General features: G+C 30.7%; 17 protein-coding genes. 16 read left to right on the plus strand and 1 reads right to left on the minus strand.

Going from position 1 to position 14,347, the window contains the following annotated elements:
* Window positions 1-7 precede the first annotated feature (7 nt).
* The 10 genes from CKV72_RS01685 (at window position 8) to CKV72_RS01730 (ending at window position 8,295) form a co-directional block, all read left to right on the plus strand.
* The gene (locus CKV72_RS01685; protein WP_095177289.1) at window positions 8-859 is read left to right on the plus strand and encodes a phage distal tail protein; all 852 of its coding nucleotides are present in this window, start codon (window positions 8-10) and stop codon (window positions 857-859) included.
* A gap of 14 nt (window positions 860-873) precedes the next feature.
* Window positions 874-1,890 (plus strand): hypothetical protein, encoded by a 1,017-nt coding sequence (locus CKV72_RS01690; protein WP_197696945.1) that lies wholly within the window; start codon window positions 874-876, stop codon window positions 1,888-1,890.
* 11 nt (window positions 1,891-1,901) lie between these two features.
* Window positions 1,902-3,113: a hypothetical protein gene (locus CKV72_RS01695; protein WP_095177290.1), complete on the plus strand. Its 1,212-nt coding sequence runs from the start codon at window positions 1,902-1,904 to the stop codon at window positions 3,111-3,113.
* Between the two features lie 42 nt (window positions 3,114-3,155).
* Complete coding sequence (locus CKV72_RS01700; protein ID WP_095177291.1) at window positions 3,156-4,253, plus strand: siphovirus ReqiPepy6 Gp37-like family protein; 1,098 nt, start codon at window positions 3,156-3,158, stop codon at window positions 4,251-4,253.
* 48 nt (window positions 4,254-4,301) lie between these two features.
* A complete protein-coding gene (locus CKV72_RS01705; RefSeq protein WP_095177292.1) occupies window positions 4,302-4,703 on the plus strand; it encodes a phage holin family protein in 402 nt (133 codons plus the stop codon).
* Window positions 4,704-5,381: an N-acetylmuramoyl-L-alanine amidase gene (locus CKV72_RS01710; protein WP_095177293.1), complete on the plus strand. Its 678-nt coding sequence runs from the start codon at window positions 4,704-4,706 to the stop codon at window positions 5,379-5,381.
* A gap of 158 nt (window positions 5,382-5,539) precedes the next feature.
* Window positions 5,540-6,397, plus strand: a complete 858-nt coding sequence (locus CKV72_RS01715; RefSeq protein WP_095177294.1) for a tyrosine-type recombinase/integrase — start codon at window positions 5,540-5,542, stop codon at window positions 6,395-6,397.
* Window positions 6,398-6,408: 11 nt separating this feature from the next.
* Window positions 6,409-7,161: a hypothetical protein gene (locus CKV72_RS01720; RefSeq protein WP_095177295.1), complete on the plus strand. Its 753-nt coding sequence runs from the start codon at window positions 6,409-6,411 to the stop codon at window positions 7,159-7,161.
* 62 nt (window positions 7,162-7,223) lie between these two features.
* Window positions 7,224-8,084 carry a DUF4351 domain-containing protein gene (locus CKV72_RS01725; protein ID WP_095177296.1) on the plus strand — a complete coding sequence of 287 codons (861 nt, stop codon included), beginning with the start codon at window positions 7,224-7,226 and terminating at the stop codon, window positions 8,082-8,084.
* Window positions 8,085-8,124: 40 nt separating this feature from the next.
* Entirely contained in the window at window positions 8,125-8,295 is a 171-nt protein-coding gene (locus CKV72_RS01730) for a hypothetical protein (protein WP_157726515.1), read from the plus strand.
* Window positions 8,296-8,803: 508 nt separating this feature from the next.
* On the opposite strand, the gene CKV72_RS12480 is transcribed toward CKV72_RS01730, so the two are convergent.
* A complete protein-coding gene (locus CKV72_RS12480) occupies window positions 8,804-8,938 on the minus strand; it encodes a hypothetical protein (RefSeq protein ID WP_276327140.1) in 135 nt (44 codons plus the stop codon).
* A 505-nt stretch (window positions 8,939-9,443) separates the two neighbouring features.
* On the opposite strand from CKV72_RS12480, the gene CKV72_RS01735 reads away from it, so the two are divergent.
* The 6 genes from CKV72_RS01735 to dprA all read left to right on the plus strand — a co-directional run bounded on the left by CKV72_RS01735 (window position 9,444) and on the right by dprA (window position 14,302).
* Window positions 9,444-10,706 carry a hypothetical protein gene (locus CKV72_RS01735; protein ID WP_095177298.1) on the plus strand — a complete coding sequence of 421 codons (1,263 nt, stop codon included), beginning with the start codon at window positions 9,444-9,446 and terminating at the stop codon, window positions 10,704-10,706.
* A gap of 584 nt (window positions 10,707-11,290) precedes the next feature.
* Window positions 11,291-11,419: a hypothetical protein gene (locus tag CKV72_RS12485; RefSeq protein WP_257453206.1), complete on the plus strand. Its 129-nt coding sequence runs from the start codon at window positions 11,291-11,293 to the stop codon at window positions 11,417-11,419.
* A 136-nt stretch (window positions 11,420-11,555) separates the two neighbouring features.
* Complete coding sequence (locus tag CKV72_RS01740; RefSeq protein WP_095177299.1) at window positions 11,556-12,125, plus strand: transposase; 570 nt, start codon at window positions 11,556-11,558, stop codon at window positions 12,123-12,125.
* On the plus strand, window positions 12,126-12,779 hold the full coding sequence (locus tag CKV72_RS12335) for a magnesium chelatase domain-containing protein (RefSeq protein WP_242955732.1): 654 nt from the start codon (window positions 12,126-12,128) through the stop codon (window positions 12,777-12,779). It begins immediately after the preceding gene.
* A gap of 44 nt (window positions 12,780-12,823) precedes the next feature.
* Entirely contained in the window at window positions 12,824-13,378 is a 555-nt protein-coding gene (locus CKV72_RS12340) for a magnesium chelatase subunit ChlI family protein (RefSeq protein WP_242955754.1), read from the plus strand.
* Window positions 13,379-14,302 (plus strand): DNA-processing protein DprA, encoded by a 924-nt coding sequence (gene dprA, locus CKV72_RS01750; RefSeq protein ID WP_095177300.1) that lies wholly within the window; start codon window positions 13,379-13,381, stop codon window positions 14,300-14,302.
* Window positions 14,303-14,347 lie beyond the last annotated feature (45 nt).

The following is a 14,347-nucleotide window of genomic DNA, read 5'->3' on the forward strand; positions in this document are numbered from 1 at the left end:
GTGTGTTATGGAGAAAGTTGTTATTACTAATAAAAATGGAGAAAGCATTACCCTTGGCAATCAATCTCCTTATTTTTTAGAAATATTAGATGGAGCTGGAAATATTCCAGTTACAATTGAAAGTCAAAAATCACCCAAACAAGATGGCTCTACTTATATTGATAATATGCTAGAAAGTAGAGCCATCTCCATTGAAGGAGTAATTGTAACAAGAGGTAATCCTAATGAGGTTTTAGAATGTAGAAGGGAGATGCAGAGAGTATTAAATCCTAAACTTGGAGAGCTAATCCTCACCTACTATCATAATGATATAATTAAAGAAATCAAAGCAATAGCAGAAACTACACCAGTTTTTCCTAGTGGTCAAGGTAGTAAAGGATTATATTATCAAAAGTATTTATTATATCTACTTTGCCACCAGCCATTTTGGCTTGATACCTATTATGAAAGTAGAGAAATGTCCTATATTATGGGTGGACTTAAATTTAGATTATTTTTGCCTACCAGCTTTTCTGATAGAGGATTTAAAAGAAAGGCAGTAAATGAAGGAGATGTCTCTACTCCAGTTACTATTGAATTCAGGGGCCCTGCTATTAATCCTACAGTAACAAATTTAACAACTGGAGAATTCATTAAAGTCAATAGGGAACTTGGAGAACAGGATGTATTAACAGTATCCACTAACTTTGGAGAAAAGTATGTGAGGATTAATGGGGAAAATGCATTTCACTATATAGATTTGGATAGCATCTTTTGGTGTCTTTTGCAAGGGGAGAATATTTTAAGCTATGAAAGTAATAATGATAGTATAAAAACGAAAGTTATTGTAAAGTGGAAAAATAGATACATTGGTCTTTAGAAAGGAGGAAATTCATGGCTGAAAGGTTTCGATTCTTTGACTCAATAGATGGAGAAGATGAAAGATATTATACCGCTGATGAGTTTGCAGAATATTTTAGGCAGTTTATAAGAAATGGTATTTTTAATGGAGGAGAAAATCTTCAAGTGGGCACTGAAGGAAAAGATATGAAAGTATTTATTAAGCCCGGGTATGCTTGGATTGAAGGATATCTTTATAAAATAGACACTGAGTCTTTGGCATTAGAACATGGCACAGCAGATCCAGAATTTAATAGAATTGATAGAGTAGTTATTCGCCTTGATAAGTCTTTGGAGAAAAGATATGTCAGGGCTTTTATTTTAAAGGGAATTCCAGCAGAAGAACCAGTGCCAGCAAAGTTAACTAGGAATGATAACATCTATGAAATATCTTTAGCTCAGGTAGAAGTTATTGCAGGAAAGAGTTTTATTGAATCTTATCAAATAACTGATGAAAGAGTTAATAATGAAGTATGTGGTCTTGTTACACATTTATTTGAACAGGTGGATACTACAGAGATATTTAATGAATGGATAAATTATTTAAAACATAAAAAGGAGGATTCAACTTCAAGCTATAATGAATTTGTAAATGGGCTAGAATTAAAATTAAATCTTTTTCAAAAAACATGGTCTGATTGGATAGAAGATAAGATATTAGAACCAAGTGGTGAATTTTATTTAGAATGGAAAATGTGGTTCAATGAAATAAAAGATATTACAAATCTTGTTACTAAAATTAACTTTGATGAACATAAGGCAGATTATGTGTCGCATAGAACGAAAGCAGAAAAAGATAAGTTGGCAGGAATTGAGAGTGGTGCTCGAAAATTAGCAAATGTAGATGATGTTAAACAAATGCCATTAGCAGGTGGTAGTTTTACAGGTATAGCTAAAGCACACTCTAATACATCATATACAATTGCACAAATTAGGAATATAATCTTATCCCCAAATGACGCAGATTTAGCTCTTATGGATAATGGAGATATTTGGATTAAATACAAATAGGAGAGGATAAAATGGCTTTTATATTAGATAATATAGCAGCATCAGCTGGATTAATTGCAGGTTGGTTTGGTTCTGAAAATGTTGAAAACTATACTGTTGATACTTATCAAAAAAGCAAAGTACATTTTCCTTGTCAACTTATCTCTATTAGACTTCTTAGATATGTAAATGGGAGCTTAAATGATGAAAAGGATGGCTCAGGTACTTGGGATCATCTAGTTAATAATTTATATCTTTATAGGGAGTATGGAGATTTACCAACATCCCCCAAAGGGCAATCATATTTAACTTCATTTGGTTCTAATAATAGAGTATATTACAATAGAGAGAGGAATCATAGTGATAAGTATATGAACTATATAGCATATGAGGAACCAAAGGAACCATATTTTATTAACTCTTTAATGTTTTATGATAAATTAGGATACGCAAAAGTGACTATACAAGAGGGGAAAATAATTTTTAATTGTAAATACCGATATACAGGACATAGTTATTATGCAGATGCATACTGGAATATGTATACTACATTTTATTATCTTAAGTTTATGGGTATAGTATTTTGTGAAAATGGAGTATGTAAAAATGGTGCTGTTCCTAATAACGATTCGAATATTACAAGTATAACTATACCGATATTTGAAATACCTGAAGATAAGTTTAATAATTTAAATATTGACCTTTATATAAGATATAAACAAGTAAAAACTGGTTTATTTACTGGTACTGATTATGTTACAAGTGATGGAATAAAAACTGATAATGGTTGTATGACAAAACTACTACCTCAATATAGAAATGGTATTATAAAGCAAAAGCTTTCATTAAATAAGGAAGATTTAGGTGATAAATTTAAGATAAGCTGTGACCAATTAATTGATAAAGAAGGAAGAGAAATACCTGCTGAATATATTTTTTATTTTCAAAATGATAAAGATAGAGCTTGGCGTAAAAATAACTCTTCAAATAATACCTATACAATAATAAATAAAGACAAATTAAAAGAGGATAGTAGATTGTGGGTTATAGCTTATCCTACAAGCCCAGATTATAAAAATTATATTGGCAATGCTGTTATGCTACCTTTAAAAGATATAGAAGTGTATTTAAATATAAATAATGTGATTAAAAGATATGACACAGGCAAGGTGAAAATAAATAATACACTTCGACAAATTGACAAGATATGGGCTAAAATAAATAATGGTTTTAAAGAGATTTGATAGGATAAAAATAAATAGTAATGAATTGAAGGTGAACAATCTATGAAACCTATAAGAATATTATCAACAACACTAGATTTACAGGGAGAGATAGACAACTATCTTTCTTTTTCTTTTTTAAGAAGATACTATTCTACTGGAGAATTCCAGCTAGTTACTAATAGAAAAGTTCAAAATGCAGATAAGCTAAATATTAATCAACTAATCATGCTCGGGGCAGATAAATATAAGGTAGGAATTATAAGGCATAAAGAAATAAAGACAAATGAACAGGGAGAAGAAATCCTAATAGTTAAAGGTCATACACTAGGAGCTATTACAAAACAAAGAATTACTATTCCATCAGATAACCAAGCCACAGATACAATTGAAGCTGATGCAGAAACAGCTATGAAGCATTATGTGAAAAGGAATTGTTTAGATATTCCTGGTATGGAGTTTCCTATGCTAGATATAGCAGAAAATAAGAATAGAGGTCCTAATATTAAATGGCAAAGTAGATATAAAAATTTAGAAGAAGAGTTGGAAATAATAAGTAATCTATCAGGACTAGGTTGGTATATCTATCCTGACTTCAATTTAAAGAAGTGGATATTTGACATATATAATGGAAGGGATTTTTCAGTAAGCCAAAATATTAATCCTCCTGTTATCTTCTCCCCTGAATTCGACAATGTTAAATCCCAGGAGTATGTAGATAGTTTATTGGACTATGGAAATTTTGCTATTGTGGCAGGACAAGGTGAAGGTGCGAATAGAGAAATTATAACAGTTGGAAGCGATGATACTGGTCTTGATAAACACATCATATTTGTAGATGCAAGAGATTTAGAAAATAGTGATGATTTGCCAAGGAGAGGTGAAGCTAAACTTAATGAACATAAAAGAGTTCTTACTTTCCAATCAGAGATACTTCCAGAAGGGCCATTTAAGTATGAGAAGGATTGGAAATTGGGAGATATAGTGACAGTTAAGAATAAGGACTGGGGTGTTACCATGGATACTAGGATTACAGAGGTAACAGAAATTTATGAAGCAGGTGGTTTTAAGCTAAATGTAACTTTTGGAGAAAGCTTACCTACTCTGACACAGAAGATTAAATCAGCTTTAGGAGAACTGAAAATTGAAAGCATGAAATGATGGACATCTAATGGATGTCTATTTTTTATGCTGAAAGGAGGAAAATGCATGAAAGATATAATCCATACCATCCAAATTATATTTGCAGCCATTGGTGCATATATTGGTTGGTTTTTAGGTGGATTTGATGGCTTGCTTTATGCACTAGTAGCTTTTGTAGTACTTGACTATATAACAGGTTTGATGGTGGCTATTTTAGATAAGAAGTTATCTAGTAGCATTGGATTTAAAGGTATTTTTAAAAAAGTACTCATCTTTATATTTGTAGGGATAGGCCATATCATAGACTTTTATATTCTCCAAAATGGGAGTGCAGTTAGAACCGCTGTAATATTTTTCTATCTTTCCAATGAAGGATTAAGCATAGTAGAAAATGCTGCTAAGATTGGACTTCCTGTGCCAGAAAGCTTAAAGAAAGTATTTACAGAATTAAAGAAGGAGGATGATTAAATGGCGAGACTTTGCTTGGACTATGGGCATGGTGGAGAAGATCCAGGAGCCATATATAAAGATCGATGCGAGAAAGATGATATATTAAATCTTGGTAGAGCAGTGGCTAAAGAATTGAGAAGATGTGGAGTTATTGTAGATGAAACTAGAACGAAAGACATAACTGTAAGCTTAAAGGAAAGAAGTAGCTTTGAAAAGAGTGGCAGATATGATTACTTTATATCCTTTCATCGAAATGCTTTTAAACCAGAGAAAGCTAAAGGGGCAGAAACTTATACCTATTTAAATCAAGGGGCAAAGGCTAAAGAGTTAGCTAATAAGATACAAAGTTCTTTAGTGGATGTTGGCTTTACAGATAGAGGAGTAAAGAAAGCTAACTTTCATGTATTAAGAGAAACTAAAGCACCTGCAGTACTTATTGAAATAGGGTTTATTGATAATGCCCACGATAATCAATTATTCGATAATAAGTTTGAGAAAATCGTAAAAGCCATATCAAAAGCAATTTTATCTCAGTTAGGAATTAAATATATAACATCTACTGGCTCTCCACCAAGTGGTCAATCCCTATATCGAGTGATGGCAGGTTCTTTTAAAGAAAGAGAAAATGCAGAAAGACAAGTTAAAAAATTAAAGTCGGCAGGTTTTGATGCCACCATTATGATATTCAATAAATAGTATTTTGCCTTGGACAAATCGTTCAGGGCTTATTTTTTTAACCTTAAAAATCTTAAATTTCTAATATAAATCAAGCCTTAATTATAAGGGAAAATTAACTTGATAATAATGAAACGTAATTGTAATATGCTAGTACCAAAACATAAGGAGGAGATAGAATGCTGTTAAGTCAAGGGATACGGGAGTTTTCAAAATATATGAAGCTAATAGATAGATCAAAACAAACCATCATAGGATATGAAAAAGAACTGATTTATTTTGATAATTTCTTAAGTGTAAAACATAATTGCCCAATGTATATAAAAGATATTGAATTGGAGGATATTGAGGATTATCTTCTGGACCAAAAGGAGAGAGGCATAGCAACAGCTAGTAGAAGTAGGTCAGTTTATATCTTAAGAAGCTTTTATAAATACTGCGTGAAAAAAGATATTGTAAAGAAAAATATTGCTAATCTAGTGGAACCAGTAAAAGTAAAGCAAAAGGAAAGAGACTTCTTAACAGAAGAGGAATTTGAAGCCCTTATAGAAGCAATTAGGCAACCAGTTATTAAAACAGTAGTTCAAACTATGTTCTATACTGGTGGGAGGGTATCAGAGATAATTCATTTAAAACTAGAAGACGTGGATTTAGAAAACAAAGTAATGCATATTATTGAAGGAAAAGGTGGGAAGGATAGGGACATTCCAATCAATGATAAACTCTGCAACATACTACAAAATTATCTAGAAAATATTAGGGAAGCAGATTCTAATAGGTTCTTTGCTTTAGAAAGTACTGGAAAAGTATCTAGTAGCTATATCAATAGGCTTATTAAAGAAGCTGCATATGAGATCGGACTTGAAAAGGACATTTCAGCCCATGTGTTAAGGCATTCCTTTGGAACAAACCTTTTAGAAAAAGGAGCTTCAGTGGTAAGCATTCAAAAACTACTAGGTCATGCAAACCTAGCAGTAACCACAAGATATCTTCATCAAGACATGAATAAATTAAGCGATACAGTAAATCTTTTATAGGAGGGAAAAGGATGAGTGACAATAAACCAATTTATACTTCAAAGGTAAGAAAGATAATAGAGCTATTGAAATTTCAAACAAGAGATGAAGCTGCAGAGGAATTAGGGTATAAAAACTATAAGAGTTTGGATATGTATATGAGAAGGAAGAATTTCAGATATGATAGCGAAAGTGGGCAGTATGTGCCAAAAGAAAATAGAGTGGATAAACTAAAACTAAACCGAGACCCTAAAAGCTATGCACCTACAAAGGTAGTGAGTATCATCACTGCCTTTGAGGAAGCTAACGCAGACCCAATGCTAATAGCCAAACAAGAAGGATTCAAAGACCATAAAGAAATGGCAGAATATATGGCTAACAAAGGTTATGAGTGGAATGCTTATAAAAACAATTATGTAAAGACGATAGGAAAGGTAGAGGAAAAAACAACAGATGAAGTAATAGAGGAAGTAGTAACAACCCAAAATCCACCAACAGATATAGATGAATACATTCCTTTCATCCAATTTCTATATGAGAAAAGAGATGACATCTACCAACTATTATCAGGAACTAAAGAAGATGGGACCATACCAAGATATGTAGTGCCAGGACTTGTCAGAACCAAAGCCATTTATATGAGTGATATGGTAGCAAAGCTTACTGCAGAATTTAGCAAAGAAAAGAATGTCACCCAGAGAGAAGTCATGGAAGGAGCATTGATTGAATATCTCCAGAAGTATGGATTCAAGAGGGAAGTTGAGACACTTCTGAAAAATGAGTAAAAGGTCTTTTTAAAAGATAGGTTTGTGGTATAATAATAGTAAGATGGAGGTGGTATATCCAAATGTCTTATGAAACAAGGCCACAAACTTATGATGAAACGATTAAAATTTTAGAAAAGAAAGATTATAGAGGGATAGCAGAGTTTATACTACCTTCAGTAAAGGATGCGGAAGAGGTTTCTTTAGAACATACACAACTATCAGTTCCAGACATGAGGGAGATGGACTTTTTAACAAGAGTTAATATGAACTCGGAAAGTTTTATACTTCATATAGAATTCGAAACGGCTTACAAAAGCAACACTGAAATGATGAAAAGAATGCTTAGATATTATACTTATATAAAATGGCATAATGACTTGCCAATTTATCAAGTACTTATGGTACTAAAAGAACCAACTAATGTAAAAAATATAGAAGGTAGTTTTAAAAGCACAGTACAAGATTTAGATGTGATGCAGTACCAATACAAAGTAATTAAAGCATATGAAATTGATAAATATGAAGTACTAAAAGATAAGCAAGTGGTATTATATCCTTTAAGAGTATTTATGAAGCATGATGGAGAGAGTGAAGAAGAACATATTTTGGAATGTCTAACAGCTGTGGAATCACTTCCAGACAAAGACTATTATTTTCTTACAGTTCAATGCGTTAAAAAGTTGTATGAAAAGAGTAAATATAAAAAGTTTGTAAAGGAGGAGATCCTAATGCAATCATCACTATACAGAGAGCCTTATGAAAAGGGAAAAATAGAAGGCGAAGCTAAAATGGTTATAAAACTTTTAACCAAAAGATTTGGTGTTATCCCACCAGAATTAAGAAAAAGGATAGAGTCATTAGACTCTGAAACTCTAGATAGAATTATGGATGAAGCCCTCTCATATGAGAGTATTAAGGATGTTGAAAAGACACTTCAATAGAAATGCTTATTTACTAATACTTGTGATTAAAGGTGATTTTATGTCAGTTGATTCTTTTACAAAAGAATTTAAAATATCAAAATCAGAAACGGTTGAAAGGCTAGAGAAAGCTATAAAAGATATAAAACCATTAGAAATGAATTCAAGAGATGCTGTAAATAGAATGAGAGAAAGAGAGAATAAATTATTGGAGCTACTTCGGATAAAATAATACAAATATACTTTGGAATGAAGGCCTAAGGTGGTATTATTGCCAAAGATGGGGGGCACGAGTGGGCTCCCTGGTATTATTTATTAGAAAACCTTTATGAATAATAAGCTTATAAAACCTATCAGTATGCATAATGATACTCATTATATGAATGAGGACTAATTTAGGGGTATAAGAAGGCTCTGAACCTTTGATTTAAGTGGGGTTCAGGGCTTTTTGTTATACATAGAAATAGGTAATTTTGTGCTATTAATCCTACTACTGTAAAAGTAGTATTCAACAAAGAAGTTGAAGAGTTAGCAAAAGCTGATGTAGTAGTAACAAATGTAAAAACTTCAGAAAAACAATACGTTAAAGAAGTTAAGTTAGCTGAAGATAAGAAATCAGCAGAAATATCATTCTATGATGCATTAGCAACAAAAAATACTTATAAAGTAGTTGCAGCTGGTGCTGAAAAAGAATTTGACTTTGTAATTGGTGATGTAGCTAAAATAGAAGCTAAAACTGTTCAAGTAGTACCAACAGAAGCTACAGCAATTGAATATAAGGTATTAGATGCTAACGGCTTAGATATTACAGCAACTACTGATGTTACATTTGAATCAACAGCAAGTGATAAAATAGATAAAGATGGAAAAATCACATTAGCTGATAAAGAAACAGCATTTGTATACGTAGTATATACAGATAAAGATGGAAATAAAATAAAATCAAATAGAATTACTGTAAAAGCTGAAGCAGCTAAACCTGCTGAAATATCTGATTATACAGTAGCTAAAAATGCAAATTTTGATGCTGATGATTACAAACAAAACCTAGTATTACAAAAAGGTGCAGAAGGACAAAAAGTTCATGTATTAGTTAAAGATCAATTTGGTAAGAAAATAGATAACCCTGTTGTTAGCTATGAATCATTAGATAAGACAATAGTATTAGTAGATAGAACTAATGGTGGCATTACTCCATTAAAAGAAGGCTCAGTTCCAGTAAGAATTACTGTTGGAGATATAACTAAAACAATAGAAATTAAAGTAGTAGCAGATGCTAAAGCAGCAGCTGTTGAACTTGATAAAAATGAAATTTCAATTTCAAATCAAGTAAATACTCCAGAAGAAGTAAAAGTAACTGTAAAAGACCAATATGATAATGTGTTTGAAGGTACTGACAAGGTAACAGTAAAAGTTACTTCAGGATCTGACCTAGTAACAGTATCTAATGAATTAAGTTTAACTAAAGGCGTAGGAACATTAGGAGTTAAACCTGCTGATAAAACTAAATCAGGAAAAGCTGTAATTGAAATTGCTGTTAGTGAAAAAGTAAAAACAACATTAGAAGTAGAAGTAACTAAAGCTGGAATCGTTGACAACTATGTTGTTGAAGGTTTCAAAGCTGAATTAGATAAGAATACTGATGAAAAGAATGAAAATAATGAAATGACATTATCAGTATTCCCAGTAGATGCTGATGGAGTTAAAACTGGTGATGCAGTTACAGATGCAAAAATGACAGTAACAGATAAAGATGGTAACGCAGTTACAGAATTAAAAGATGTAAAGGCAGGAAAAATAGAAGCTTCTAAATTTGATGCAGATGAAACTTATACAGTATCAGTTAAAGTAGGAACAATTGAAGTATTCAAAGATAGTTTCAAAGTTGTAGATACAACTAAAAACCCAGTAATAGAACAAAAAACTAGTAATATCAACATAGAGATTGCTGATGGAGAAATAAATGATGAACTAAAAGCAGCTTTCTTAAAAGATGGAAAAGCATTAGCTGAAACTGAAGATGTAGTAGTAAAATCTTCAGACAATACTGATGTTGTTACAGTTGTTAAAGATGGAAAAGCAACAGCTGTAAAACAAGGTAAAGCTACATTAGTTATAAGTAAAGTAGCAGGTGAAGAAGTTGACAATCTATTAGTGAATGTAACAATTGAAGCATTAAAAGGTAAAGCAACAGCAACTGCAAAAACAGTAAATGGTGATAATGAAGATGTTAATCCATTAGGCTCTGTTATTGTAAACTTAACTTATGGTGCTGGTATCAAAAGTGCTGATGTTGAATCATTGAAAATAGAACTATATAATGGTAAAAAATTATTAGCAACAAATATACTACAACCAGAAAAGTTAAATAAAAAAGAAAAAGAACTTGAAAAGATAACATCACCATTTAACTTAGGCAGAAGCGAAAAACATGACAAATGGGCATGGGTACGTGGAGAATATCCACTTCAAGGCGATGAAGTAACTACTGCTGACCTACCAAATAAAGTTGTTGCAACATATGTAGTAAAAGGTATAAAATATGTTAGTGAAATTGAATTAAAAGACACTTTAACAGTTCCAAAAACTTATGCAGAAGTACAAGCAGAACAAGCAGAAACAGCACAAGAAGAAGGCAAATAAGAATTATTAATAACTCAGTAATGAGTAGATAACATAAACAAAAATTATGAGAGGGGTAACCTCTGGTTATCCTTCTCAAATTTAAATAAATGAACGGAAACCTTTCAAACCCAAATTCATAAAATAGTCAGGTCACATCACTGGCTGAAAACTAAATAAGACATATCATATTAAAGGCTATTGGATAAAGTATTAATGGGAATGCTCTATCCAATGGTCTTTATTTCTTTTTATAAGCAAGCTCAGTCCCTAGTCAGGTCCTTTCGCAAGGACCCCCGGGGGTCATGAACAAATTGTAAACAAAAACAAGAGAGGGATAGAAAAATCTATCCTTCTCAAATTCAAATAAATGAACGGAAACCTTTCAAACCAAATCACATCAAATTCTCAAAAACATCATAAAATAGTCAGAACACATCACTGGCTGAAAAACTAAATACATTTCATAGAAGACTAATCTATTTGGGGATTAGTCTTTTTTGCGTTAAATAACCAATTAGTGAAGCTTTAAGTTGAAACTAGAATATATGAATGCTAAAATATAAGTATGTAATAAAATAAAGAGATTATAAGGAGTTGTTATTTTGGAAAATAAAATCCTAGTGTTACTTAATCAATTAGTAGATGGTCAAAATAAAATAAATGATAGATTAGATAAAATAGAAGGTAAGATAGATTCAGTAATAGATCAAACTGCTGACTTAAAAAACTAAATAAGCATAACAAAGATCCTTGAATAATATTTTTTATTCAAGGGTCTTTTTTTATATTAATATGAAAAACATGTTTAAATATATATTTTTAAGGCAATAATTTAATAAATTAAATAAACCTATAAAGGAGATTGCTATGTATAAAAAAAGAGAATGGTTTCCAAACTCAGAATATCATATAACAAGTAGAGGAAACAGAAGGAATGATATTTTTAGAGATGAAGAAGATTTTCAAGTTTATATTACAATTATTGAAAATTCTTTAGAACATTTTAAAGGTCAGTTTGAACTAATTTGTTATTGCCTTATGGATAATCATGTACATCTTTTACTAAAGAGCAAAGATAGACATATAAAATTTTTAATGTCTAGAATAAATAGCATATATGCAAAGTATTTTAATGAAAAATACAATTATTGTGGACATTTATATGAAAAAAGATATTTTTCAGAGCTAATAGAAAAGGATTCACAACTTTTAGAAACTAGTAGATATATTCATTTAAATCCAGTAAAAGCAAATATGGTTGAAAAGCCAGAAGACTATAAATGGAGTAGTTATAAAATGTATATAGGACAAGAAAAAGAGAAATTAATTAAATCAGATAGGGTATTAAATTATTTTAAAGAAGAAAATAAAAGAGAATTATATAAAGAATTTATAGAAGAATATATAAAAATAAAAATGTTAAAAGAGGTGAAATAATTGGCATCAGTAATAAATAGCTTTGCAATTAAAGGAATAGATGCATATGTTGTAAAAATAGAAACAGACACAATATATGGTAAGCCCTCCGTTTCCATTGTAGGATTGGGAGATGCATCTATAAAAGAATCAAAAGAAAGATTAGAAGCTTCTATAAAGCATAATAGATATGAATTTCCTAAAATGAAAATAGTTATAAACTTAGCACCCTGTGACATGAAAAAAAGTGGTTCCCATTTTGACTTAGGTATGGCTATAGGAATACTTTTGCAGAGTAATCAAATAATATTTGAAGAAATAAATAACTTTGCGTTTATAGGAGAACTGTCTTTAAATGGAGAATTAAGACCTGTAACAGGAGTTCTTCCTATGGCAATAGAAGCTAAAAAAGCAGGAATTAAAAACATAATATTACCAAAGGATAATTATAAAGAAGCAAAACTTGTAGGTGGAGTTAATATATTTCCCTTTGAAAATTTAGAGCAGGTAATTAATTTTATGCAAAATGGAGATACATATAATTTTGAAATTATTGCTGATGAAAATAAAAATCAAACTAAGAATTATTTAGACTTCAAAGATGTACAGGGACAAGACACAGTAATTAATTTTGTAGTAGCAGCTGCTGCAGGTGAACATAATTTAAAAGATTAACTTTAGAATCATTAAGACAGCCATTAGAAGACAAAGTTATTAGTATTGCAAGAGTAAAATATTCTCAATGCTATCCAGCTAATTTTATGTTAGTAGCCGCAATGAACCCTTGTCCGTGTGGCTATTATGGAGATGAAAAATGTCATTGTACTGATTATGAAGTTTTAAAATATAGAAGCAAAATATCAGGACCTGTCCTAGACAGAATAGATATACAAAAGTATGTAAATTCCGTTAATTTCAAAGATTTATCTAATTATAAAAAAGGAAGAAGTTCTAAAGAATTAAAAGACATAGTGGAGAATGCTAGAAAAATACAAAATGAAAGATTTAAAAATTGTGACAAAATAAATTCTAACTCGCAAATGCCAACTGCACTTATAAAGGAATTTTGTACATTGGATAGTGAAAGTACTAAACTTTTAGGAACTGCATATGATAAATTTAATTTTAGTGCTCGTTCCTATTATAAATTTTTGAGAGTTGCAAGAACCTTTGCAGATTTAGAGGGTGAAATTAATATAAGAAAGCATCACATAGTTAAAGCACTATTATGTAGAGATTTGGAAAAAGAACAAAGTAAAATGATGGTGGTATAAATGGAAAACTTAGTGTTTTATATTTGGTTAACTACAATAAAGGGACTTGGACCAGTATTATCAAGAAGGTTATTAAATTATTATAAAAATCCTGAGATAATCTATAATTTAACTAAAGATGCTCCTATATTGTTATATTATAAGGGAAATCTTAATAAAAATTTAAAGGGAGTTGCTATAGTAGGGGCGAGAAGATGTAGTGAATATGGTAAAGATATAGCAATAGAATCTGCTTCATACTTAGCAAAACGAGGTATAACAGTTATAAGTGGTATGGCTAAAGGAATAGATGGATATGCACATACCGCTTGTTTGAAAAATGGTGGTTACACAGTAGCTGTTTTAGGATGTGGAGTAGATATATGTTATCCAAAAGAACATAGTGAATTAATGAAAAAAATTATAGAAAATGGTGTAGTTTTATCTGAATATTCTTCAGGAACTAGACCTGAAAAAAATAATTTTCCTAAAAGAAATAAATTAATAAGTTTCCTTTCAGAAAAAGTATTGGTGGTGGAAGCTGGAGAGAAAAGTGGATCTCTTATAACTTCAAAATATGCAAAAAAGCAAAATAAAGTTGTTTTAGCACCACCTAATAATAAATACTTAAAAGGATTTACAGGTACAAATAAATTGATAAAAGAAGGAGCACAAATATATTTAGAACCTAATCAATTACTTATTGAAGGCATGAAAGAAAAAAATAAAGATATTATTAAAAACATAAAAAATGAACAAAATATACATAGTGATTTAGAAAGTAAAATATTAAATTTATTAAAAAATAAAAGTTTAACAATAGATGAAATAATAAATGTAGTAAAAATAGATAAAGATAAAATAATTAACATACTTCTTAATTTAGAACTTCAAGGTGAGTTACAAACCATAAGTGGTGGAAGATATGCTGTATTATGTTCATGACCCCCGGGGGTCCTTGCGATATCAGAGCCTTTGAAAAATGAGTAA

The organism is Clostridium cochlearium (assembly GCF_900187165.1).
GTDB lineage: Bacteria > Bacillota > Clostridia > Clostridiales > Clostridiaceae > Clostridium_G > Clostridium_G cochlearium.